We start from the raw sequence: 24,708 nt of genomic DNA, 5'->3' as shown, positions 1-24,708 counted from the left end.
CGACGGAAAGACGAAGTCTGCCAGACCACGACGACTCGGCGGTCGGGCGATCCACGCCTTGATCTTGGCGATTTTCGTGGACGACCGCGTTATCCGTGACTTCAGGCACTTCGAAAGGTTTGTTGATGACTGATCCGAGACGCAAAGCACTGCTGGATGGAAGTTCGGAGGCAAATCATAGTGATAAGTTGCCAGTAGCGACATATTGCCAGATTATATCAACCATAGCGACAACATGGTTATTCGGCCCCAGTTCCATTCCAAAATTGTGTTCTGCAGGTTTCGTCCTGTTAAGTTCTAAATTGCGACAAAATCTCCACATTAAGTTGTCTTTAGCGACAAGAATAAATCTTCAATGGCCTCCGGTCGTGACAGACGGCCTTGAATTTACCGGCGGGGCGATCGAGCTCACGATCGCGCGATCCAACGTCAGGCGGAGTCCGGGCAGCTCGTCCGGATCGCGGAGGGCGTCTACGGCGAACTGGACAGCCGTTCTCCGGAGGAGCTGGCCTACGCCCGTTGGGCGCCGATACTCGGGAAGCCGACACCCGGCGCCGTCCTCACCGGGCGAACGGCATTGATGGTCAATCCTGGAGGGACCGCGGAAAGGACGGCCGCCCTAAATATCCGGACTGGATCTTCTGCAACCACACCAACGGGAGCGCCCGCACGAAGTTCTCCATCCCGGGACTCGAAATCCGCTCCTTCCCCGGGCCGGGCCCGCTGGAAGGCGACGTCGCCTATCTCGGTACGTACGTCCCGAGCGCTTCGCGCAAGCTACTTGAAGATCTGAGCCCTCTCGTAAACGCGAATGATGTGGTGGACGACGCCCGCTACCGGCATCGAATGTGCCAAAGGGTGATCGTTGAACAACGAATCACCGGAGGGGGTCGTCCACATGCAGGTTAGTACCATCGGCGTTGATCTCGCCAAGAATGTATTCCAAGTGCACGGCGTGGATAGCGCGGGCAAGGTCGTCATCACCCGTCAGTTGCGTCGCAAGCAGGTCATCGACTTCCTAAGAAACAGCCGGATTGGCGTTCTCCGGAATGGACTGCAACATGAAGCCAAGCGTCTTGGCCCGGCGCTGAAGGTTCGCGAGGACGCGACTACGGTATTGTTGCTCATAGTGGTCTGCCCCGGGATCCTTGTAGCTCATGCCGTGGCGGAGGGTATTATAAAACAGAACCGCAATCTTGCGGGCGGTCGCCGTCACGGCCTTCGACTTGCCCGCGCGCGAGGCTAGCCGGCGATAGAATGCTCCGAGCGCCGTATCGCTCCTCCCGACGGTAGTGGCTGCCAACCGCAGAAGTGCGGCTGCGCGACTGGAAGATCTGCGTGTGCGCGAGGACAACACCTTGCCGCCAGAGATTTTGTTACCTGGTGCTAGGCACAGCCAGGACGTGAAGTGCGTGGCGCTGGGCCATGCCCTTAGATCGGTGCCGCACTCACCGACGAGCTTCAAGGCCAACGATGGACCCAACCCATGGATCTCAGTCAAATCGACGCCAAGCACGCCGTAAAGGGCCGTCCTGACATCAAAGGTGGGCGCGTTGACCTGTTTGGTCTTGATGCGCGGCTTGGCCAGCCTTCCGACCGGTTTTGCGCCTCTATCGTTTAGTCCCGCGAGCAAGACCTCGAGCTTGCGGTCACAGTCCAGCATCTTTGCCTGGTAGATGTCGTAGAGTTCCAACGATTGGGTCAGCGCGAAGACATGTTCGTGCCGGTCGTTGCCCACCAGCGCCGCGCGGATCGTCTCGATGGATGAATGGCATCGCACGTCCCGATAGGTTGCCAAGACGTCAGGGTTCCGCTCGCCTGCAACAATGGCTCGGATGATCCGCATGCCGGTCGCGCCCGCGATATCGGAGACCACATGATGGAGTTGCAGATTCATCTCCATCAGGGCCTTCTGCATATGCTGGATATGGGCCGCGGCGTATTCCACCAGCCGCTCGCGCTGGCGCAGATACGCGCGCAGCGTTGCGATCTCGGCATTAGGCCGGAAGCTGCCGCGTAACAGGCCATAGGAATGAAGCTCCCGCAACCACGCGGCATCGCTGACATCGGTCTTCCGCCCGGGCACGTTCTTAGCGTACCGCGCATTGACCAGAATCACATCAAACCCGCGCTGCTCCAGGATCTCGTAGACGGGGACCCAATAGACCCCAGTGGATTCCATCGCGATGCTCGTCACGCCGCAGGCTTTAAACCAGTCCGCGAGCTCATGCAGGTCTTGCGTAAATGTGCCAAAAGAGCGCACAGGCACGTCGGCGCAAGCGGAGTTAACCGCAGCCATGTGCATCTTTGATCCGATATCGATGGCGGCGGCCCCAACGTTGACCGCCTTCAATTCCGGTCGGCCACCGGTCGTCTTCTTGGGCATAGCAATCCTCCAATCAATGATGAGCAGGGAGGGTCTGGGCTATGCCAATCGTCATCTTCCTAATCGGGATCGCCGCCTGGGCGACGTCACCACTCTCAAGCCCGCATGCACCCATGGACCATGTTTTTTAACGGGGATTGTGCCTCCAATAATCGAACGGCCGCTACCCTCCCAACCGCAGAAGCTAGCACAAGGCCGTTTCTACGTCGCACAGGCGCACCACCCTGCTGGACGGTTCTTTAGCAAGATTCCCCCTTGCCTGGTCGGCATGGAAGCCTGCGGAGCCGCTCATCATTGGGCGCGTGAAGTCTCCAAGCTCGGTCACACCGTGCGCCTGATGCCGCCGAGCTACGTGAAGGGCTATGTCAAACGGTCGAAGAACGATGCTGCCGACGCAGCCGCCATTTGTGAGGCCGTGACACGCCCATCAATGCGGTTCGTGCCGATCAAGTCGGCCGATCAGCAAGCCTTGCTGATGTTGCATCGAACGCGGGATCGCGCACGTAGCTGATCAATGCGCTCCGAGCCCACCTTGCCGAGTTCGGCCTCGTTGCGGAGACGAGGGCGCGAAGGTCTCGCGCGGCTTGCCGCGATCATCACGGACGAAAGTAACCGTGAAGCTCTTCCATCTGCGATGAAACAGGCGCTGCAGGCCATTGTCGACCAACTCGCTGCTCTGGAATTGCAAATCGGGACTCTGGATCGCGCCATTCACGCCCATCATCGTGCCAATGACATGAGCTGCCGCCTCGAGACCGTGCCCGGGATTGCCGTGATCGGGGCCACGGCCATTGCCTCTACTGTCACAGACCCGAGTGACTTCAAATCCGGTCGGGATTTTGCGGCATGGATCGGACTTGTGCCGCGGCAGCATTCGACGGGGGGCAAGGAGCGGCTCGGCGGCATCTCCAAGCAAGGAGATCGCTATCTCCGACGGTTGCTCGTCATCGGTGCAACAGCCGTTGTTCGACACGCCCGGCAGCAGCCGCAAAAGCATCCTTGGGTCATGAGGCTGCTGGCCAAGAAGCCGGCCAAGCTCGTCGCCGTTGCCGTTGCCAACAAGATGGCGCACATCGCTTGGGCGATCATGGCCAAGGGAGGATACTATCGAGCGCCGGAGCTTGCTGCAGCCGCCTGAAGAGGCTTGGCAATAGGAGCCTGAGGCGACGGCGGAGCAAGACAACCGAATTGCGAGGGTGATGATGGCGTGATGCGAAACGGTCGAGCCGTCGATTGGGACAACCCGCTTCTGGGTCATGGGCGGCAAAGCCCGTGCGAATGATTGGGACCCGATCCGCGGACTACATCAGGGCCAGCGGTCATGGTGCCGCGCAAACAGGCCGGACACATGACTTGCACCCGACCGCAAGCTGCACGTCAGATTCTTCTTGCGACGTTGGCGTCGTCCACACAGGACCCAATCCGGATCGAGCGCATTAGCATAGGCTGCTCGTACTGCCGTCGAGTAGACCCGGCGACAGGCGTCCAGTTCAACGTCCCGTAGTCGCGGGTGATCTTCACGAGAGGCAGCGCGGTTTCTGCCCAGGGCGCAAATTTCTCCTTGCTGGAATGAGAGGACGCAACCGGCCAAGGATAGAACGAGCCGTCAACTCACCAAAACAACATCATTTAGGTCGGCCACCGACGGGGCGCTCGACTTGATCGAGTTCCGCTCGCGTCAACTTCGGACCATGCGCAAGAAACTAGAAGACAATCACAATAGAACAAAGCTTCCGGTTCCCTTGGGCGGGTCGATCCATGTAGTCCAGCCCAATTCTCCTTCGCCCAGAATCCATTCCGGCGTCTGCCCGGGCGCTAATTCTAGCTGGAGATCCCATGCCAAAGGCTCGCGCAGAATGACGTTAATTAGACGGCAAAGGATGGCGTGGGTCTCGCAACTGGGCAGCAGCGACCGAAACTGCTGCTGGTTGACCGGGCCGAGGCAAAGCCGGAATTTGCCCACGACATCCGGCATGGTTTCGCCAGCAAGGGTGTCAACGCCGAGCTCAAGGCCAGGCCGGCCAAGGCGCCACTGCGCCTCCACTGGAATGTCGATCTCGCGCCAGATGAATTCCTCGACCCGGGCCGAAATATTCAGATGGCTAGAAATTGCGCCGGCCAGAAGCTTGGCCGACCGGCTGCACAATGCAAGGACACCGGCATGCGGCAGCAGCCGTGCCCGCCATTCCCGTTCGTTGGCTGTGTTTTCCCCGGGCATGAGGCCAAAGAGCGCACCAATCAGCACCGAGATCGCGTCGGTTGCGCCCTCCTCGAACCGCAAATGGTGGCGGTAGTACCGCCAGATCCGCAGCAGCAGGCTAATCAGACGGTGATTGAAAAAATCAAAAAAGTCGCCGAGCGATCCCATGCCGTCCGCGTGCATGACCCGTTCGGTGTAGAAGGCCGGCAGCGGCGAGGAGGGGCCGTGCAGCCCGAGGAAATTGACGGTTACCTCCACGCGCTCGCCGGCGGCCTTGATCTGTCTCACTTCCGCGATTTCTTCGGCAGGAAAGCCAAGCGTCGGCGCCGCGCGAAAGCGCACCGCCTCACGCCGGGGATCGTCGGTGGATCCGATCGGGGGAACGTCGCTGAAGCGCCGCTCGAGAAGCGCGGCGAGCGAGAAGAACCCGCAAGCCGAAAGCTCATCGCGTTCATCGGGCGCGGTCAGAACGGGGTGATCGATCCGATTCTCGCTGGCCATAGGTAGTGTGCGTTGCTTTCCGTGCCGCGGACCGAAAACCGGTGCAGCATGTTGATGCCAGCAAACGTCGCGAAGAAGGCGTCAAGCACCGACCCCAACAGGAACAATTCGCCCTCACCACCGATCTTGCTGTCGATCACGGCCAATTCGATGTTTCGCATTCGGACCGGGGCGCCGCGCACCACGTGATCGGTGTCCGTGGTAACGAACTGGTCGAGGCCTTCGAGCAATAATTCCAGGCGGCGACGCGCCTGAACGTCGTAGACTGCACGGAACTCGTAGCTGGCAAGAACGGTCCGCAACGTACCTATGTTGGCCATGGCGCCGTAATTCCGCGCCAGATTGGCCGTCAACCGCCGCAACAAACCATCACTGACCGGTGGCGGCACTTCTGCAATGACTGCCGTGATATTGGAGAAGGTGACGGAGCGAGGCGTGTCGGAGGTCGGCAGATCCACGCTACCGATAGGCAACCGGTCGGCAATGGATCCGTTGGAGCAGGTCAATTGCAGGGATGCGACGTCGATCGGCGGGTGCTGGCCGATGTCGAGCCGGTCAACGAAACTCACATAGTGATCGACGCCCCGGCCGACCACCGCCGGCCGGATATGCTCGCGAAAGTAGGCGCGGTTGCGCTCGGCGCCGGGGAGGTCGTGGCGCAACAGATCGAATGGCTCGAACTCGATGCGTTCGGGACGGCCTTGCACATAGCCGGTCACACGATCGACGGACCGGATTGAGAAGTTCGGCCCTCCCGAGGCAAGCACGCGGTATTCGGTCTTGGTCCGATTCAGCCGAATTGGCGAGGCCTCATGGCTGAAGACATTGATTGCTGGCGTGCAGTTCAAGCAAATTTGGCCCTTGCCGACGCGCAACTGGGCGGGGAACGGGCGCCGAAACTCGAAAGTGAGCCTGCACTCAGTCTCCGTGTGGGCTGCGAGGGGCTCGAGACCGGACAATTCGACGTAGAGAAATTTCGACGGATAACCGAGATACTCCTGAATGATCCGGAATCCTGAGAAGGCGTTGCGCGGCCAGGGCAAGACCGCCTCGTCATCGCTGAAGCCGATTGGTGCGATCTGTGCCGAGCCGATTGCGGCGACCTGTCGATCCGCCACGGTGACGGTTGCCTGCGTGACGTGACGGCACAGCCACGTCAACAGATAGCGCCCCACTTGCGGCTCTCGCTCCGTCGAGAAGAAGAGGCGGAGCCGACCATTCTTAAGACATGACAGGTTTTGCTGGCCGGTCGCTTTGATACCCAAAATAAGGCGAGCCGAACTCGTCCGGTTCTCGAGCTGAACGTCGATAATCTCCAGCGGCAGCACGTCAATTGGGTAGCAGGTGACGAACGTGCAGTTCGTTCCCTCAATTGGACGCGAGCGAACGCTCGTGCCGGCCGGTACGTTCAGGCTCGCGGCGCTCGCCGATGGCTTCACGGCAAAGGCCAGAGTCGTAATGGGCGGCAGAGGTTGAAGATATTGCGGCCATACCATCCGCAACAGGCCGTGGACGAATTCGGGAAACTCGTTGTCGAGCTTCTGGCGCAGCCGCGCGACAAGGAAGGCGAAGCCTTCCAATAGCCGCTCTACGTCGGGATCAGTGGCGTCACGCCCGAGAAATGGCGCAAGCTTCGGATTGGCTAAAGCGAAGTCAGTGCCGAGCTCGCGCAAATAGGACAGCTCATCCTCGTAATAGGGATTAAGGGCCACCGCTTCAGCCCCTCACCTGGATGTGCTTCTCGAAGATCGCATCGAAGGCAACCGGCTCCACCTGGTCGTTATAATCGAGCGTCGCGTTGACGTGGAAACTCAGCTGCAGCGAGTTGTCGGGATCGGCATGAAAGCGGATCAAAACATTCTTCAAGCGCGGCTCAAATGTCTCGATCTGCTGCTTGAGCGAACGTGCGAGCGCGCGCACCGCGTCGGCTCCCTGCCCGATCGCATCGTTGAGGTCGGGCATGCCGAAGTCCGGCCGTGTTTCGCAGCAGCCCTGGCGCGAGTTCAGAACCCGACGTAAGTTTTCCAGGACGCTTGCCCGGAAACGGTCGAACGAGGGCTGATTGGTCGCCGTCCCGTCCTCCAAGCGCTCCATAAGGCTGCGGTCGAACATCGCCTACCACCTCTACTGCTTGTCGAGCTTACCCTTGAGCGTCAAAGCAAAATCCGCGCCCATGTACTTCAAGTGTGGAACGACGGCGATGCCGACGCGATACCAGCCCGGTTCACCTTCGACGTCCTCGACGATGATCTCCGCCTTTCGCAAAGGCCGCCGCGAGCGCACCTCTGCCGACGGATTCTCCTGGTCGGCGACATACTGGCGGATCCAGTTGTTCAGCTCGCCTTGCAGCTCTTCCCTGCTCTTCCACGAGCCGATGTTCTCGCGCTGCAGCACCTTGATGTAGTGCGCGAACCGATTGATGATGAACATGTAAGGCAGCTGGCTGCCGAGCTTGTAGTTGAGCTCGGCCGTCTTGCCTTCCTGGGTGTTACCGAAATGTTTCGGCTTCTGCACGGAATTTGCTGAGAAGAAAGCGGCATTGTCAGCCCCCTTGCGCATGGTCAGTGCGATGAAGCCCTGCTCGGCAAGTTCGAACTCGCGCCGGTCCGAGATGAGGACCTCGGTCGGCACCTTGGTCTGCAATTGCCCCATCGCCTCATAGGCATGCAGATTGAGGTCCTCAACCGCCCCACCAGACTGGGGGCCGATGATGTTCGGGCACCAGCGATATTTGGCGAAGCTTTCGGTTAAGCGCGTCGCAAACGCAAAAGCAGCGTTGCCCCAGAGGTAGTTATCGGTTTCGCCATCTGAGGCCTCCTGGTAATTAAACGCCTTCACCGGAACGGTCTCTGGACCATAGGGCAAGCGCAGCAGGAAGCGCGGCAGCGTCAGGCCGAAATAGCGAGCGTCCTCGCTTTCGCGGAATGATGTCCACTTGGCGTATTTTGGTCCCTCGAACACCGATTGCAAGTCCTTCAGACCCGCGATCTCTTCATGACGTTCGACGCCGAACATGTCTGGCGCAGCGGAGGCAATGACTGGTGCATGCGACATGGCGGCCACCGCGCTCATGTACCGCATCAGCTTAACATCCTGGCTGCCACTGCCAAACTCGTAGGCCGATATCATGGCCGCGACAGGCTCGCCGCCGAACTGGCCGTACTCTGCGGTGTAGGCGTGCTTGTAAAGGCCGGACTTGACGATCTCCGGGCTGTCCTCGAAGTCGGTAAGCAGTTCATCCTTGCTGACGCTGAGGATTTCGATTTTGATGTTCTGACGGAAATCGGTGCGATCGACCATGAACTTAAGCCCGCGCCAGGCCGACTCGAGCCCCTGGAACTCGTCCGTGTGCAGCACGTCGTCGAGCTGAGCCGAGATCTTGCAATCGATTTCCGCGATCATCCGATCGACGAGCGCGTTGTTGACCTGCTCGTCGGCCCGGCTCGGGTTGATGAGCTCGGCGACGAAAGCTGCGACGCCCCGGCGGGCGAGGTCGTAACCTTCGTCGCGCGGGGTGATCCTGGTTTCGACGAGGATCTGATCCAGCAGCGAAACGTCAGTGGTCGTGGTGGCGACTTCGGCCGGCTGCTGCGCGCTTGTATCGGTCATAGCGCCGTTGCTCCTCAAAACAGCTCGTTGATCCGCTCACTCGCTCTTGCTGGTGAGCTCGCTCAAGAGCCGCGGCCGCGCGCCGTGGTCTTCGAGCAGATTCTGGATGGCTTTGCGGAAACTCGGCACGTTGCCGAGGGGGCTCTTCAGGGCGATTAAGGCCGCGCGCAATTCGGTCAACGCATGCAGTTCGGGGATTTGCTGTGCGACACGCTCGGGTTCGAAGTCCTTCAGGCTCTCAAACTTCAGCGACACCGACAGCTTGCCGGCCTCGGGCTGGTCGTCGAGCCTATTCTCAGCGGAGATATGGAGAGTCAGTTCCTGGCTTTTGACAACCTCGTTGAAATTGTCCTTGTCGATATTGACGAGCTCTCGCTCCTCAATCGGGCTGTCATCGGCCCGTCCGGTGAAGTCGCCTAAAACCAACAACTTGAGCGGCAGCTCGACATCCTCCTTGAGGTTGCCGGTTGCCGGCTTGAAACGGATATTGATGCGCTCCTTCGGCGCGACCGAGCTTTCCTGTGCCATATCAGCTCCCTTTAAGACTTTGTCCCTGACACGATCAGCTAGCGACCAAGTTGGCTCGCGCGTGCGATGTCGATGCCCGCGACCCGCGTTCGGATTTGCTCGAGCGCGGCGCGACGGCGAGGCTCGTCAATCATTTGCGGCGATTCGGAATGGGTCATCGCGCGAAAGCGCAATTCGGCGACGGCGAGCGCAAGCGTGGGCTCCCAGCTTTCGAGGTTGCGCTCGGCGATCACCTCTTCCATGTGCTCCAGCAGCGGGATGGCGGTCGTGACGAATCCGGCTTCGATACAGAAACGTGCTTGCGCAAGCTGGCCCACGAACCGCGCTCGTTCTCCGGTCGCGCGGTCTAGCGCACGCGACAGCTTCTCGAGTGCGGCCTGCCGGTGCCCGCTGCCGATGAGCCTGTGTGCCTCGGCAACCGCTTCATCGATAGGATCACGGCCCGTCGACACGTCCGCTGCGCCCACCGCGGCCCAGGCACGCGTTTCCTCGTCCGCAAACGGCCGGCCGTCGTCGAATTGAAACGCCAAGGTCCGCGGATAGCGTGTCGCCAGCAGAGCTACCGCCGCGCGCACCGCCGCGGCCGCCGGCTCAAAGAGCGGCCCCATTTGCTCCAGCGCCTTGGCGGCATGCCGGTGAGCATCGAGCCAGAACGGCGCTGTCCAGACGATCTCTTCGGCTAAATTCACGACATCGGCGTGCTGACCGACCGCGAGCTTTGCTTCTAACGCAAAGATGTGATCGTCGGGCGGCGATATCATCGTGCGGCCCCCCGTATCAGGCGGCAGCGCATCAAAACGCAGCCATGAGCCAATGCGATTGAGCAGATAGACCTTCGGGTCTGAAGGCGAGGCCACGCGCCGGACAGCCGCAGCCTGCCGCAACATATCAGGCAAGCGGTCGATAAAGCAGGTCCCGTCGCCATCACCGCCAGCCGGTAGCGATGCCTCCGCTGCTGCCGGTTGAGCCTCCTCAACCGGCGCGGTGGATACGGCCGGTGCGGCAGCGGCCTCTTCGGCAGCTTGGGCGGCCTCGGTCGCACGTTCAGCCGCCGCGGAGATCGCTCGCTTGGCCTGTTCGTAATGCGGTTGCAGGGCCCTCAATAACTCGCCCAAAGCGGCTTGCTCATTGACCAGCTTTTCGCGCAATTGGCGATCGAGATCATCGAGCACCTCATAGGCGGCGAGCACTGCCGCATAGTCGGCGTCGGTCGGCGCATTCTCGGCCACCTCCGGTCCAACGCGACCAACGAGCCAATCGATCGCTCCGACGCGCGCCCGTTCCCGCCTGATCGGCGGAAAGAGGCCCTCCCAATGGGCGTCCACCATGCCGCGCAAAACGCCTAAACCGACGGCAAGACCCTGGTATCCTCCAGTCCGAAACAAACCATAGGTCGCCCAGCAGGCGACCAAAATGTCCTTTGACTGGTTCGACAGGATATGGAGCGACAGTGTACTGACTTTGCTCCAATCAACCGCAGCTGGTCCGTCGGCATCCATGCGCCGCACCTCGGCTTCAAGCCGTTCGAATTCGGCCGCATCACGGACATTAATGCCGGTGGGCACGGGGCCCGGCACAGGGGCAGCGCCGTGGCGCGCACGCGCATCGATGCTGTCTCGAACCACCACCCAAGAGTCGATCACGGTGACAAAACCATACGCGGACGCGCATTGCGACGGATCGCGACATTGGGACAGTCAACGTCGTAACCGCCGCATACAATAAGCTGAGAGTGGACATTCTTGTAAGCCACCACTGCCCCTCCTTGCACAGGCGCTGCTGGATGCCATTCCTCTTTCAAGCCTTATGCCAATTGCAATGGCTTGATTTGTAAAGCGATTCTCTCAATCGAAGACGTCATGGCCCCGACAGCTCGTTGCAAATCCGACATCAGAGGCGTCGGTGGTGGCTCATGGGTCGGCTCAGTCATTGGCCTCCTGGAGCCTGGGCGCAGGCAAACGCGCCACGCGCGCTCGCGCCTGCGAAACTTGGAAAGACAATGAGACGAGGATTTTTCAACACGGTACGTCGATGTTTCGTCGTTGGAACATCCCAGTTCGTACGCGACAGCGGCGACTCGCCGCAGGCCCCGATGCAACCCCATCCTGACGATAGGGAGCGCCTCAATGAGGTCCTCAAATGACATCAAGAGGGCTGCGATTGCGGGCGAGCCTGCCGCGGGTCGACTCAAGCCGCAATCCGTTGCGAGTATTGCGGGCTCTATTCGCCGCTTCTCTTGCTGGCTCTCCGAGAAAAAACAGGGCATTGTTGTTCGGCCTCACGACGCGTCGCTGAACGAAGATGCCAAGCTTTACAAACTAAAGTGTGGTGACAGAAAAATCTTCGATGGGCTGACTCATCTCCGGAACTTCATGTTGGGGACCAGAGCGCTGGAAGTCTTGCGCCCGCAGCTCGCTCCCTATTCCGAAGACGCGGCTCTCATCCAAAAGGCAGCCGAGGCGGCCAGAGCGGGCATTGCGAGCGGAACTCCATGGCAGGGATTCGAAAAGCCGTACAGTGTCAGCAGGGCCGCTACCATGCTTCGCAAGTTCAGTAAGTGGCTCCAGACGCAGCACATGAGCGCGATAGCAGGCCGCCTCGACGACCATTCGCTGCAGGAAGATGGCAAGGAATTCAGGCGCGTCAGAAATAGCCACTCGCTGCGCATCGAATTGAAGCTGCTTTGGACGTACAACTCGCTACGGGGATCTCCCGCGGCAACCATCAGCGAAAACGACTTAGATCTGTTGGAGTCCTGGAGCAGGAGATGGAAGTAGACGGGCCACCGTCAGCCGCGGGGGAAGTCGCCCCGCAGCTCGCCTTGCTGCAGGCGTCTGCCGCGGCAGCCATCAACGACAACGACTTAAATCTGCTGGAGCTGCTATCGCGGGAGACGGAAATAGACGGATCACGGTCGCCCCCGGGGAAAGGCACCTCGCAGCACACCTCGTTGCAGGCGTCTCCCGCCGCGGCGGCCATCAGCGGCAACTATTTTGAGCTGCTGGCGCTGCTGGAGCGGGAGATGGAAGTTGTCGGCAGCGGGGGAAGACGGTCCGCAGTTCAACTCATTCCAGGAGTCGCTCGAACAACTGCTCGTTGTGCCGGAGACGCCATTGGAATTAAATTACCACTTTCGCCTCTACCGGACTCCGATGGCAGTTTGAATTTTGATACGGCCTTACTTTACGAAATGCGAAACGATGCTCACGACAGCCGGGCTTCGTGCGAGTTGGTTCAGCCGCAACAGTCATCCTATCCGGCAGCCGCGATACCGGCTTGGGCGCCGACGGATGATTTCGGACACATTGTGCCCTTGGGCTGGAATCATGGGTTCCAACCGGCCCCCGACGTCCTGATCGGCGCACTGAACCGAACAGGCGTTCTCCCGGGGCCGTTCCAGGCGACAAATCTGTTTATTCGTGGTCAGCCCTACATGGCCCAGCTGGGGGCAGGGATACGGGAAGCGACCCCCAACAATCCGCTCGGCGCAAACATTAATCTGATCCCCGGAATTAAGGACGGCTAAAGTCCGCACTTCAAGCTGTGGGAACTGAGCAGCCAAGGTTCTGAATGTGCCGTCGCCAGTCGTCATCCCGCGTTGATCAAACCGCGATAATTTGCAGTCCCGCATCACGGATTGAACTTCAGCATCTTGACAAAATGCTCCGCGTCCAGCCCCGCCCAAGGCATCGTCGAGCAGGATCACTCCGAGCGAACCGTTTGTGGGATCGGGAGACGAAGCCTTCGAGGACACGGCGGCGGCCATGGCACGCCGAGATCTCGGGCCGAGCGAGCGGCGTTCAAAAGCCGCGCGAGCTGCGGCATGGGCACGTCGGGAAATGACGTGACGTCGGTTGCACAAGCCTCATGGTCGCGTTCTCGCGCCGCAAGGCTTTCATCCTCACGCGTCTTCGCGGTCTCGAGCCTCTGCTTGTGCTCGCGCCAGAAGTCCCGTGCATCGTTCAGGAAGCCGAGGACGCGCAAGCGCACCCCGTGCGCAACGTCATGCTCGGGCAGCGCCCTGGCATCCCGTTCGAGGAGCGCGGCGGCCAACACCTGCCGCGCGTCGGAAAGATCCCTCGCCGCGTCGGCCACTATCCTCTCGGCGTTGCGGGTCGCTTCGCGACATTGCGACGACTTCTGTTCCAGCTTCGTCCGCTCGGCCTCCAGTTCCAATATCTGCTGCGCTTTCGCGCAATCTCGCTGGCCGCAGAGATCTTTTAGCGTCTTACGCATGTCGGTTGCGCTCGCCATCGCTCGCTGCAGCTCGTCGACGACGGATCCGAGAGCGACTTGGAAGGGGCCTGGCGCCTGGCCAACCAGCACCTTGTAGGCCTTCCAGGCGGCATCATAGACCTCGCGTTCCTTTGTCGCCTCACGCTCTTCGCCGAACAGTCGCTGCAATTCGACCTTGGCGGCCTCGACGGGCCTGCTCGCGTCCGCGCCGGCGGCCGAGCAGATGCCTCGGCGCCCTCACCTTGAAGGACGCATAGCGGGTCGCGCGCATCAGATCCGATGGGACGGCGTTGGACTCCCCTTCAATCTCATTCGGTCCGGGACACGCTTCACCTTGCCGAGCTACGCATTCACGAAGGCGCGGGCGGTGGCATTCTCGGCTTCGATCACCCCGGCCAGGGAATGCTCCGGTGCGAGCGGGTTGTCGTCCAATACTTTCGGCTTGACGATCTGGATTCCCGTGCTCTGGGAGGAGTTCCGCCTCATGCGGACGGCGTCGAGGTAGCGGCAGCCCTCCATGAGGATCATCGCCTCGCACGTGTTGCCTCGTAGCCGGCCAAGGTTCTGGTGCAGGCATGAGACGCTCCAGCCAGCTCCATCAGCCCAAGCGTGTCACCGCGTCACAAATGCGGACGCCCCCTGAGTCGATCCCGAAGTGCCTGCCGATCGGCGACGAGGTTGTCGAGGTGAAGCGGCTCGTCGTCAGGCCGCTGTCCTTCCGCCAATCGTCCAACCAGCGTCCGTGTGGCGTCCAGGACAAAGACGCCGCAATCATATTTGTTCCCCTGTCGGGCCATGCGGGCTGGCTCAAGGCGAGTGCCCAGCCTTCCTGCGAGTTGTCTTGCCTCGGTGCTGTTAGATCTCCGGATGGAGTTGTAGTGATAGGCAACCCTCCCTTCCGGCTCGCGGCGATCAACGAGCAGCAGCGACCAATGCGTACCGCCGCCACCGACACCGCCATCGTTCACTGGCACGAACAGGAAGTTGGCGGTATCGTTACCATCCTCGTCGTTGACGATCCCCCGCAAGATTTCCTGCCGGGTGTCCTCGTCCTTGGTCAAGCGCAGCAAATGAGCTTGCGCGGGCCGCAGAAACCGCGTCCGGGCGGCCAGATCCGAATTGTCCCTCTGCAACTCCCGCTCAAGCAGTGTGTAATCCGCCGTGATATGCTCGTCACCCAACAATTCCGTGGGACCGAGCACCAGCGGAGGCTGCAGCGGGATGCCCGATCCTGAGGCCTGTCCATCCGATTGATCCAGATGGCCGGACAACTTTTCGCGACGGCTCCCTCGGAGGGCTTTGCCAACCCCTGACTTAAAACACGACCACAGCCCACAGCCTTTGGCATTCTTCGTCGACATCGCAGACGTCGCAGCCCTGGTTGATGACGATGTTTCTCCCATATATCCCGGGAAGCTTTCGATGCCCGCCCCTAACGGCTCGTGAGATTCGAGTCCATATCCAGGGATGAGCAGAACGCTAAGTCCTCCCAGATTGTTTGGGGTCGCCTCCCTTGTTCCTTGCCCCAACTTCGTCGTGTAAGGCCGACCATGGATGTAAAAATGTGCTCGCGACCGGAGCGGTGTCGTCGGCAGGAGGCCTTTTCTGTTCAGTGAACCGATCAGGGCATCGGGCGCTGATTGGCAACTATGGTCCCATCCCAAGCCGACGATATGTGTGAAGTCCTTCGCACGTGGGAAGTCCTCCGCCGGCACGATGGCCTGTATGTCAACCGCGGGGTGTGACAACTGGGCTGGCAGATCCAAGTGGCTCCCAGCGGCGCTAGACCCAGGAGGCGCCGGTCGCTCAAGATGGCCGAAGGTCGATGATGGCTCGGCCCTTGCAGACCGCGATGGCAACATTGGCTGCGTCCTCCCAAGGTCCCATCCCGGATTGGTTGGAATTGAAGGCGGCATAGTCTCCGCGGTAATCAACCTCGAACATCCGGCGCTGGAGCACTGGATCGGAGACCACGCCATGCGGAGCACTATCAGCGTCACTTACCGCGATCAAGTAACGGGCATCGTGGTCCGGCAGGTCCCTTGAATTCATCTCCACAAGAGGGACCAGGACTTCGCGTCCGTCCCGCGCAACCTTCCCCATGCTCATGATCAGCGAGCTGAACGGAGTTAGACACGTACGTGACACGATCGACTAGAGAGTTCCCGTACAATGCGACCGAGTCCGGATCGCGAGCCGCTCGGGCGTACTCCGAAACGCCAAACCCTTATGCGAGGGTCGCAGAACGCGAGCGAACTGAACCCTTATCGCGCGTCACGCAGTCTCAAAACCGCGCAAAATACAAGATCAACGATGCACGGGAAGGCAACTCGATTGGCGCATGGGATACACGTGCGTCTCTCAATTTCCGCTACCAACCATCGAGCATCTTGTGATCGTTTTGGCTTAACTACATTCCTGCTCGTCTGGCGCGAGACGCAACAATTTTGCGGCACGGTCAACTACCAACCCTCGTAATTGATCTCGATGACAGAAACATGTCACCTTCCACTGATGAACGTCGGCCGATCAAACGCACCGGCAAGGAATGGCATGCAAAACCAATCACAACAATCTGTTCCCGCCAGTGGCTCTGGTCCACGCGCTGATTCCTCACTCACTGAAATGCTGCGCGCTCAGGTCTGCTCCAGCAGCGAACTCTCATTCCTCATGGAAGCGCATGACGGCCTCTCCGCCGCGATCGCCGAGCGCGCAGGTTTCAAGGGTCTCTGGGCGTCGGGTCTGTCGATTGCCTGCTCCCTCGCGGATACCGCGATGCCAACGAAGCGTCCTGGAGCCAACTCGTCGGCGTAGTTGAGCGCATCGTGGACTCGACTGAGCTCCCTGTGCTTGTTGATGGGGACGGAGGCTTCGGGAACTTCAACAATGCTCGTCTGCTGGCACGCAAACTCCGTCAGCGTGGCGCTGCTGGCGTCGCACTGGAGGACAGTTGCTTCCCCAAGATGAACTCGCTTGTTGGCGATAGGCATCCCCTCGCCGATATCGATGAATTCTCCGGCCGCTTGCGTGCCGTGAAGGATACAGTCGCGGACGACTTGGGTCCTTGTGGCCCGGATCGAAGCGCTAATCGGCGGCCATGGAATGGACGAAGCAATCTTGCGCGCTCACGCTTACGCCGACGCGGGAGCCGATGCGATCCTCATTCACTCGCGCAAGAGCGCCGCAGACGAGATCCTTTCGTTCGCACGCGCCTGGCGGAACCGGTTGCCAGTCGTGATCGTTCCAACGAAATACTATCGAACGCCGGTCTCTGCGTATCGCAATGCGCGCATCTCCACAGTGATCTGGGCCAACCACTCCATGCGAGTTGCATAGCGGCAATGCGGCAGGTCTGCGGTCGTATCATCGCTGAGGAGACCACGGCGAGCATTGAACCCAATATTGTGACGCTCGACGAGGCCTTCCAACTGTTGAGATACGACGAACTTGCCCGCGCGGACGCGCGATATCTCCCCTCACCCTGACCGACGGCAAATAGCGTCTCATCCGCGCTGCAACATACGCCGATGTCGCAATAGTTTCCGGCTCCTCCTGTGGCATCGATCTTGAATTACTCGGCAAAGCCCTGCGGCGTTCTGACCGTAAGCCTCCGGCGGGGCTTTCAATTACCCACATTTAGTCGAATGGGCTGAGGGAGTGTGTTTCGGCATGGAATAAGGGCTCTGACTCACTTTTGGTGCAGCGACCGGCGTGCTGCGGGTGGCAGAGTGGTTGATTCAACCTCTTGGGGGAATCATCGCAGATGTGCCGTAAGACCCATACCGCGACGCTGACACCAGCGGGGCCTTGCTGTCGATGGCGTCGAGATCGGGGCCGCGAAGATCATCGTAATGGCAAGACCGAGCACAAAGATGGCGACCTGTCCTGAATGCGGCGCAGTTTCGGGTCGGATCCATAGCCGCTACAGGCGACGCCTGGTCGATTTGCCTGCCCACGGTCGAATCGTCGAGATCAATGTTGAGACACGCCGGTTTCGATGTGTCGGGACAGGCTGCAGGCGGCGCATTTTTGTCCAGCGCCTCGGTGACGCGGTCGCATTGCCGTCAGCCCGCCGAACGGCGCGGATGGATGGCATCGTGCATCGCCTCGGGCTCGCATTGGGCGGGCGTCCCGGACATAACTTGGCAAGCCGCCTGGCAATTCCGGTCAGTAAAGATACCTTGCTTAGAACGGTTCGACGGCGCACGGCACGCCCTCGCGACCCCTTGCGCGCAGTCGGCATTGACGACTGGGCCTGGCGCAAGGGATGCCAGTACGGCACCGTCATCTGCGATCTCGAGCGCCGCCGCATCGTTGCACTCCTGCCGGATCGCGCGAGTGGCACCAGTGCCGCCTGGCTGCGCGGCCACCCCAGCATCGAGTTCATTGCCCGGGATCGTGGCGCGAGCTACGGCGACGCCGCATCCAAGGGTGCGCCCCAGGCCCTACAAATCGCCGATCGTTGGCACCTCTTCGAAAACGCCAGCGCGAGCTTTCTTGATGTCGTGCGCCAGAACATGCACGCCATCCGTAAATCGTCGGCCACTGACAACATCGACCCCACATTACTCAGTTGTGCCGAACGCAAGCGGTGGGAGAATTTCCAACACCGCAAGAAGACGGTCGATGCGGTGTTGCGGCTGCTCGAACAGAGAACTCCACTCAAACAGATTACTCGCCGGCTCAGCCTTGCACGCCAGACGGTTCGACGTATTGCCCGAGGCGGCGGACTAGAGGTCTTCCGCAGCCGCGTGAGCATCCTCGAGCCGTATGCCGAGACGCTCGACGCGTTCTGGACGGGCGGCTGCCGAAATGGCGCCGAACTCTGGCGCCGGTTGCGGATACAGGGATTCCAAGGATCCCTTCGGGTCGTCGCCGAATGGGCCACCCGCCGCCGCCTCGATGAGTCATCGAATCTGGCCGGGCGGGTGAGGAAGACCCCGTCGGCACGCAAGATTGCGCGGCTTATGACAATCGAACGCGATCAAGTACCGAGGGATCAGGCATCGATGATGGCCAAGATCGCGCACGATGTTCCACAGTTGCTCGAGGCCCGCGACTTGGTCGATCGTTTCCACGAAATCATGCGCCAGCAAAAGGCCGCCGACCTCGATCCGTGGATCGCCGCAGCGATCGATAGTCCACTCAGCTCGTTTGCCAAGGGCATCGTCGCGGATCGCGACGCCGTTCAAGCCGCGATCATCCAACTATGGTCGAACGGCCAGACCGAAGGTCAAATCACAAAGCTCAAGCTGGTGAAGCGTCAGATGTATGGGCGTGCAAAAATCGATCTGCTCGAGGCACGCCTCATCGGCGCCGCGTAAACAACTGCACCAAAAGTGAGTCAGAGCCCCTTCGCAACCCCAGTCACCCTCAATCCCGCTTGTTAACGGACGACTCGAAATTCCGGGCGGTTTTGCAGCGCGCGTCGGCTGCCATCCACCCGCGACGGGGGATGTCGTTTTAGGATTACCTGGGCAACCCATCTTCCCCTACCAAATTTGATAGTTGTTGTCGTTCGCGTTCGCCGTATTCTCCTGATTGTCAATTGTGCTCAGGAGAGATCTACGTGGCCGTTGAACACTCGCCGCGCTTCTTGATGTGTCCACGACATCATTCTTTGAGCTATAATGACGAGGCGGAAATCACGTCCTTCAAGTATAGCGCGACAATCTGGGTGGGGTGCGCCAGGCCAAGCTGGCGAGTTCTAGCCGGTGCAAGTCCGGCCTGGGTAAGGGGTAGCGCCCGCCCGGTAGCGAGTGTTGCGACGTGGGAGGTGACGACCACGGCGAAGCGTACACAGCAATCATGTGAGGTGTGGGAGTGAGCCACGATAGTGATAAGATCGCAGGGGCCGAGACGTTCTCATCCGTCGAAGGCAACACGTGCGGAGCCGACAAGCGAGGCACCGTCGCCCTGCCGGGGTCTAGGGCCACATCACGTATGAAAGGAACGCGTCGGAACCTGGGAGGTCTCTTGCACGGCCGGGTGGCGTCCAGCCACACCGGTCCGCATCGGGAAGGCGAGGAGCCGTAGCCGATGATGAACGGACAGGAGAAGTCTGACTCCGGCATAGTAGCTGGGAAGCCGACGAACAAAGCCGGGCAACCGGCAGCGGAGTTGGTGGAGCCAAGGCCGGAGACCAAGGGGAACGCGGAACAGCAACACATGCATCCGATCGATCTGCTGATGGCATCACAGACAAATCATCAGCTGGGTCAACCGGGGTCCAGCGACAGCAACGAGATTTCGAACGTGCACGCCCCCATTGATTCGCAGCAGGACGCTACGCCGAATCGTGGCAAAAGCTCCGTTCCTGCAGAGGTAGATGGCTTACCAAAAACAATTAAGCGTACGCCGTTAATGGCCAAACGCCTTTCGCAACTCATTAAGAAATTCAAGGCCCCATTACTAGTGCCGGCGCGTCCTTTGGCAACACCAGTTCTGCAATATGACAGAAGCCCTGGATCAGAAGATAACTTTAGATCATCGGATGAGTTTGATCTTCCGGAAGGCTGCAATGCAACAGGCTGGAAGGACCTGCATGTGTCCGGCAGTGCCAGTATTGCTTCCATCGAACAGGTTAGTAGGTTGAACCCATCGCCGGAGAGCCCAGTAATTGTACTTGACGTCCGGGAGGAGTCCCATGCGATCGTTGGCGGTTTTCCGGGGACTTGGCGGGTGCCCAATAACTGGGCGAATGTTGGCAAATCGCGCGAAGAAGTCCTAGCGGATGAACGCGATAGGATACATGCGCTAAAAGGGGAAGAGACAGTGCAGATACTTCACCGCAAAGACGTTAAGAATGAGGTTGATAATCCGCGCTCAGTGACCTTGAGTAGACCGCAAATCTTTAGCGAAGAAGAAGTCGTAAGAGCGGCGGGTGCAAAATATGTGCGTTTGATGGTGTCCGACCATCTCGGTCCGCGCGCAGAGGATGTTGATGCGTTTATTGAAATGGAGCGGGGCATGGCGGCTCACGAGAAGCTGCATGTGCACTGTGGTGTAGGTCAAGGCCGCACGGGCATCTTTATCGCAATGCACGACATGCTGCGTAATTCCTCAAGGGTGTCGTTTGAGGACATCATAAATAGGCAGCTCGCGTTTAACCCTGGCCGAGCCTTGGATTTCCACAAAAACATCGCCCACGAAGAGCGTTCAGACTTCCGCAATGATCGGCTGGAGTTCATTTCGCTCTTCTACGAATATTCCAAAGCAAATTCCAATGGACAACCCTTGTTATGGTCCGAATGGCTTGACCTCCATAGCCCCGAAGGGACCGATAACGAACGGTAACCGTTAGCATATTAGCAGCAGAAATCGGTCGTGCACCTGGTTGATGGGTCGGCGAGCTATGCCTGAATCGGGGTGACGGAGCCGATAAGGCGGCGTGGTTTTGGTAAGCGCTTAGCCGCACTTTCAATTACCCATAATTTTAGCTCGATCGCGGCCCCCAATTCGAGGTCGGTGAGTCGCGATAGTCCGCGCCAGATCACGATATTTCCTGGAGGTGGGTCGTTGGCCCGTGCCAGGTATCCTCCGAGCCGCGCGATCTTGACGACGTAGTGGGAGATCGTGGTTCGCTGAGCGCGGTTTGCGCCCCGATCCTTCACCAAATGATCGAGAAGCTTTATTTCGGGATCTGTCAGCGCCGTTTGCGGCGGCGCATTCGGCGTGGAGCGATTGAGCATCGTCATCCAGAAGACGCGCGCTTCCCGAAGATCATGTCCTTGAACGTCTGCATTGTAAGACCGTATGTCCGCCTCTGCCGATGAGGTGGCTCGCCCTACACTGCGCGTCCGAGGGTTGCTCGGGCGAACCGAGCCAATCCTCATCACAGGAGGACGAGCCGTGGCAGATTATAGGGAAGCATTCGTCGGAATCGATGTGTACCATGGCCCGCGTTCATCAGGCACGACGCCGTACGGAAGCCGGCGTGCGAGCCCGGTAATCACCACCGGTGCAAACGGCGGTGCGTCATTCCATATCCCGGGCGTAACCGATTGCCCACCTCCGCGACGACGCGACTGCGGTGCGTTCCCAGCTTCATGAAGCAAAGCTTGGGCCTCGCGACGCCACCCGAACAATTGCTTGGGGCTCAGCCCATGGCGCCGCACCACCTCCGACACACCGACTCGCTCGCGAGACTCGCCTCCACGAGGCGGGCCTTGTCCTCGCTCGACCATCGCCGGCGACCGCCAGCGCCCATGATCAGCTCGACCCGCCGCATCTCCGTGACGCCGCCAGCAACCTGTCCGCCGTGCTTTCAAGCTTACGCTCTAGCATAACCGGGAGACCCCCCGGCTCTGCCGGGGAGGCAGCATAAGTTTGACATTTACGGCGGTCGCCCATCGCCGAAACTTCTGATCGTGAGCCACCACGCACACGAAAGGAAGTTTGACGATGGACGAGTACGAGAGCGTAAGCCACAGCAAGTGGGAGTGCAAATATCATATTGTGTTCATTCCCAAGTGCCGCAGGAAGACGCTTTACGGAGAGTTGAGGCGGCACCTCGGGGATGTGTTTCGCAAGCTGGCACAACAAAAGGAAAGCCGGATCGAAGAAGGTCATCTGATGCCGGATCACGTTCACATGATGATTTCGATTCCGCCAAAATACGCAGTCTCGCAGGTGGTCGGGTTTATCAAGGGTAAAAGTGCGATCCATTTGGCCCGTGTATACGGAGAGAAGAAACGCAATCTTGTAGGCCAGCATTTTTGGGCGAGAGGGTACTTCGTCTCGACCGTAGGTCGGGACGAAGCGGTGATACGGGAGTACATCAGAAACCAGGAGCAAGAGGACAGCCGCTTGGAGCAAATGAATTTGTGGCGTTGATCGGCCACCTTCAGGTGGCCAACAAATGTAGGGTCGCGTTAGCGACCCAGACTGCCGCTTCGAGCGGCCCAATACCTAAAGTCCCCGGCTCTGCCGGGGGATACTTCTAGGAGCCTGTCCAGTTAGCTTTGGGAAGGCAGTTTTATCTTGATAATGGCGGCTCAGGCGGCCCTTGCGAGCTTGACGAGGTTGTGAGCGGTGCAGATGAGCGCCCATTCTGCGCTGACCTTTTCGATGCCGCGCAGCAGGAATTGCCTGAACCCTCTTGCCTGTTTGATCTGTCCGAAGACGGCTTCGACGATCTGCTTGCGCAAGCGGTAGCGACTTCGGTAGCCGGCGCGCTTGAGCTTGGTGCTCATCCTGGCGATCAGCGAGCCGGGTCTTGAAGCCTTTTTCGCGGTGGCGGATTTGGTGCCGTGCTTCTGCCTTCCGGTGGCGATGTAGCCCTCGATGCGCCGCCGTTTGATCGTGCGAAGATTGGCGTCGGAGCAGTAGCCGGCGTCGGCCGACACTTCGTCGGGATTGGTCCCCAGATTGGCCCTGATCCCGTCGAGCAACGGCGCCAGTTGCGCCTGATCGCTGGAGGAACTGGTCAGTGTCTGCGCCACGATGATCTGATGGGCACCATCGACCGCGGCCTGGGCGTTGTAGCCCTGGATGTAACCGTCCTTGGTCTTCAGGATGCGGCTTTCCGGGTCGGTGAAATTGCGTTGCGCCTTGCCGTCGGGCTCCGTGTTCGGCGGCGCGGACGTCTTGCCGTTCTTTTTGCCCCCTTCGGCGATGCGGCGCTCCTCGGCTTCGGCCCGCGCCTTGCGCTCCGCCTCGGCTGCGGCCTTGGCTTCGGCCTCCAGCGCGGCCTTGGCCTCGCGGATCTTCTCAAGCCGCTTCTGCTTGTCGGCCACCCAATCGGGCATCTCGTCGCCGCGCTTGTCGCCGTAGAGCTTATCCTCCTGCGCATCGGCGGCCTCCGCCGCCTTGAGCCAGCGGTCGACCTCCGCTGCAAGCTCCGCTTCCCGCTTCTTCATGCGATCATAGCTCATCGCCTTGTGCTTGGACGCGTTCGCCTTGATCTTGGTGCCGTCGAGCGCCACGTGCCCGAGCTTCACCAACCCGGCCTTCTCGGCCAGCTTCAACACCTGCACGAACAGGTCGGCCAGCGCCTTCAGGTGCCGCCGCCGGAACTCTGAGATCGTGCGGAAGTCCGGCGCATCGCCCGCCACGATCATCATGAAATCCGCCCGCTCCACCGCCGCCCTGGCGATCCGCCGCGACGAGTAGATACCGCTCGCGTAGCCGTGCAGAAGCAGCGCCGTCAGCATCCGAGGATCGAACGGCGGCTGCCCCAGCCCGCTTCGGTAGCTGCCTATGATCGCCGATAGATCAAGGCTTTCCCTGACCAGCGACACGATCAGCCGCGAAACGTGGTCCCTCGGCACATAATCCTGCACGCTCGGCGGCAGAAGCTGGGCCTCGTCGATCTTCCAGGGGCGAAATTCCTTGCTCATGGCTGCGCAAGGAATCAGACTCGCTCCCTCTTGACCAGTCACTACTCAGACAGGCTCCTAGTCTTACTGCGTCATAAATTTCGATAGCTACTTTGACTTGAGATTGCCCTGATGCAACAAGGGCATCGAGATAGTGTAGACACGAGAGCAGCGTTCAGTCTTCTCCGAACGGTCGCAATCGAATTTGGAACGTGTCGTTCAGGCCGCAATGGCGGATCCCCTCGGCCGATAAGTTTCGGGAATTGCAGCTTGCGTGAATAGCTTGGTGGAGGCTGTCTCTGAGGGGGGAATCGTCTCCCGCTCGGAGACCAGAAATCCGTAGGCGGCAATGCACAGCGTTGCATGATGGTGGAAGCCACGCCAGCTTCGTCCCTCAAAGTGGCCAAGGCCGACCTCCTGTTTGAGGTCGTGGTAGTCGCGCTCAATGCGCCAGCGCAGCTTGGCGATATCGACCAGCTGACGGAATCCAACGTTCGCCGGAAGCGTTGAAAACCAATATTTGGTCGGAGCTTCCTCGCCCTCTGGCCACTCGATCAACAGCCATTCCTCCGGCCGGCTTTCGGCAAGCCAGTAATCTCGGTGTGCCGGACGGACGCGCACACGGGCAAAACGCGAAGACAACCGTTCTGCCGTACCCTCACGCCACGTGATCTTGTGCCAAGCATGCGCTGGCAGACCGATCGCAAGCTTCTTGGCCGAAATCGGTCGGTGTTTGCTATCACGCCGTAGCAGTTTTGGAGGTCGTCCGTTCCCCGACCACTTCTTCGGCGGACGCGGTCCAGTTCCGAGTGCCCATACTGAGGTTTGTGGCAAGATGCCGGCCACATAGCTCAGGCCCAGTTCGGTAATACTCCCACGCAGAGCGGTGTCGGTGCCATAGCCGGCGTCCATCAGTACCACGCCGCGCG

General features: G+C 60.0%; 17 protein-coding genes and 3 pseudogenes. 7 read left to right on the top strand and 13 right to left on the bottom strand.

The genetic code is table 11. The features are described 5' to 3' along the window. Positions 1 to 1,018: 1,018 nt before the first annotated feature. A complete protein-coding gene (locus CQ13_RS31120; RefSeq protein WP_057846636.1) occupies positions 1,019 to 2,386 on the bottom strand; it encodes an IS110 family RNA-guided transposase in 1,368 nt (455 codons plus the stop codon). Between the two features lie 235 nt (positions 2,387 to 2,621). Between CQ13_RS31120 and CQ13_RS41740 the strand changes: the two are divergent. After that, a pseudogene (locus tag CQ13_RS41740) lies at positions 2,622 to 3,524 on the top strand (IS110 family RNA-guided transposase); the annotation flags it as partial. Positions 3,525 to 4,100: 576 nt separating this feature from the next. Here the strand turns inward: CQ13_RS41740 and tssG are convergent. Genes tssG through tssA form a run of 6 tightly spaced genes read right to left on the bottom strand, consistent with a single transcriptional unit; the run spans position 4,101 to position 10,849 of the window. After that, complete coding sequence (gene tssG / locus CQ13_RS31105) at positions 4,101 to 5,087, bottom strand: type VI secretion system baseplate subunit TssG (RefSeq protein WP_057846634.1); 987 nt, start codon at positions 5,085 to 5,087, stop codon at positions 4,101 to 4,103. Beyond that, a complete protein-coding gene (tssF, locus tag CQ13_RS31100; RefSeq protein ID WP_057846633.1) occupies positions 5,051 to 6,799 on the bottom strand; it encodes a type VI secretion system baseplate subunit TssF in 1,749 nt (582 codons plus the stop codon). The genes tssG and tssF overlap by 37 nt, the downstream gene beginning before the upstream one ends. A gap of 4 nt (positions 6,800 to 6,803) precedes the next feature. Further along, on the bottom strand, positions 6,804 to 7,199 hold the full coding sequence (gene tssE / locus CQ13_RS31095) for a type VI secretion system baseplate subunit TssE (protein ID WP_057846632.1): 396 nt from the start codon (positions 7,197 to 7,199) through the stop codon (positions 6,804 to 6,806). A 12-nt stretch (positions 7,200 to 7,211) separates the two neighbouring features. Beyond that, on the bottom strand, positions 7,212 to 8,696 hold the full coding sequence (gene tssC, locus CQ13_RS31090) for a type VI secretion system contractile sheath large subunit (protein ID WP_057846631.1): 1,485 nt from the start codon (positions 8,694 to 8,696) through the stop codon (positions 7,212 to 7,214). A 36-nt stretch (positions 8,697 to 8,732) separates the two neighbouring features. After that, entirely contained in the window at positions 8,733 to 9,224 is a 492-nt protein-coding gene (gene tssB, locus CQ13_RS31085; RefSeq protein WP_057846630.1) for a type VI secretion system contractile sheath small subunit, read from the bottom strand. A gap of 38 nt (positions 9,225 to 9,262) precedes the next feature. Further along, positions 9,263 to 10,849: a type VI secretion system protein TssA gene (gene tssA, locus CQ13_RS31080; protein WP_283807544.1), complete on the bottom strand. Its 1,587-nt coding sequence runs from the start codon at positions 10,847 to 10,849 to the stop codon at positions 9,263 to 9,265. Positions 10,850 to 11,350: 501 nt separating this feature from the next. Between tssA and CQ13_RS31075 the strand changes: the two genes are divergently transcribed. Further along, positions 11,351 to 12,001, top strand: a complete 651-nt coding sequence (locus CQ13_RS31075; protein ID WP_057846628.1) for a hypothetical protein — start codon at positions 11,351 to 11,353, stop codon at positions 11,999 to 12,001. Further along, entirely contained in the window at positions 11,992 to 12,750 is a 759-nt protein-coding gene (locus tag CQ13_RS31070) for a hypothetical protein (protein WP_057846627.1), read from the top strand. The genes CQ13_RS31075 and CQ13_RS31070 overlap by 10 nt, the downstream gene beginning before the upstream one ends. Before the next feature lie 176 nt (positions 12,751 to 12,926). Here CQ13_RS31070 and CQ13_RS31065 read toward each other — a convergent pair whose 3' ends face one another. The 3 genes from CQ13_RS31065 to CQ13_RS44705 all read right to left on the bottom strand — a co-directional run bounded on the left by CQ13_RS31065 (position 12,927) and on the right by CQ13_RS44705 (position 15,226). Beyond that, complete coding sequence (locus CQ13_RS31065) at positions 12,927 to 13,550, bottom strand: hypothetical protein (RefSeq protein WP_197427501.1); 624 nt, start codon at positions 13,548 to 13,550, stop codon at positions 12,927 to 12,929. 252 nt (positions 13,551 to 13,802) lie between these two features. Beyond that, entirely contained in the window at positions 13,803 to 13,988 is a 186-nt protein-coding gene (locus CQ13_RS31060) for a hypothetical protein (RefSeq protein ID WP_057846625.1), read from the bottom strand. A 92-nt stretch (positions 13,989 to 14,080) separates the two neighbouring features. Then, positions 14,081 to 15,226, bottom strand: a complete 1,146-nt coding sequence (locus CQ13_RS44705) for a C48 family peptidase (RefSeq protein WP_197427500.1) — start codon at positions 15,224 to 15,226, stop codon at positions 14,081 to 14,083. A gap of 859 nt (positions 15,227 to 16,085) precedes the next feature. Between CQ13_RS44705 and aepX the strand changes: the two are divergent. From aepX to xopH, 3 genes and pseudogenes are all read left to right on the top strand, one after another. Further along, positions 16,086 to 16,945 (top strand): annotated as a pseudogene (aepX, locus tag CQ13_RS31045) (phosphoenolpyruvate mutase). Positions 16,946 to 17,223: 278 nt separating this feature from the next. Next, positions 17,224 to 18,784 (top strand): annotated as a pseudogene (locus CQ13_RS31040) (ISL3 family transposase). Between the two features lie 715 nt (positions 18,785 to 19,499). Further along, on the top strand, positions 19,500 to 20,756 hold the full coding sequence (gene xopH / locus CQ13_RS31035) for a type III secretion system effector XopH (RefSeq protein WP_197427499.1): 1,257 nt from the start codon (positions 19,500 to 19,502) through the stop codon (positions 20,754 to 20,756). 56 nt (positions 20,757 to 20,812) lie between these two features. Here xopH and CQ13_RS31030 read toward each other — a convergent pair whose 3' ends face one another. Beyond that, positions 20,813 to 21,157 (bottom strand): hypothetical protein, encoded by a 345-nt coding sequence (locus tag CQ13_RS31030; RefSeq protein WP_156434004.1) that lies wholly within the window; start codon positions 21,155 to 21,157, stop codon positions 20,813 to 20,815. Between the two features lie 706 nt (positions 21,158 to 21,863). Here CQ13_RS31030 and tnpA point away from each other — a divergent pair. Further along, positions 21,864 to 22,295 carry an IS200/IS605 family transposase gene (gene tnpA / locus CQ13_RS31025; protein ID WP_057846621.1) on the top strand — a complete coding sequence of 144 codons (432 nt, stop codon included), beginning with the start codon at positions 21,864 to 21,866 and terminating at the stop codon, positions 22,293 to 22,295. 161 nt (positions 22,296 to 22,456) lie between these two features. Here the strand turns inward: tnpA and CQ13_RS31020 are convergent, their stop codons facing one another. Together CQ13_RS31020 and CQ13_RS31015 are read right to left on the bottom strand one after the other, a co-directional pair. Then, positions 22,457 to 23,800, bottom strand: a complete 1,344-nt coding sequence (locus CQ13_RS31020; RefSeq protein ID WP_057846620.1) for an IS1182 family transposase — start codon at positions 23,798 to 23,800, stop codon at positions 22,457 to 22,459. 198 nt (positions 23,801 to 23,998) lie between these two features. Next, positions 23,999 to 24,708, bottom strand: a 710-nt coding sequence (locus tag CQ13_RS31015) for an IS701 family transposase (RefSeq protein WP_245309435.1), incomplete at its 5' end; no start/stop codon positions are given.

The organism is Bradyrhizobium retamae, from assembly GCF_001440415.1.
In the GTDB taxonomy this organism is placed as follows: Bacteria; Pseudomonadota; Alphaproteobacteria; order Rhizobiales; family Xanthobacteraceae; genus Bradyrhizobium; species Bradyrhizobium retamae.
The sequence above is the reverse complement of the archived record's forward strand: the minus strand, read 5'-3'. Positions and strand labels throughout refer to the sequence as shown.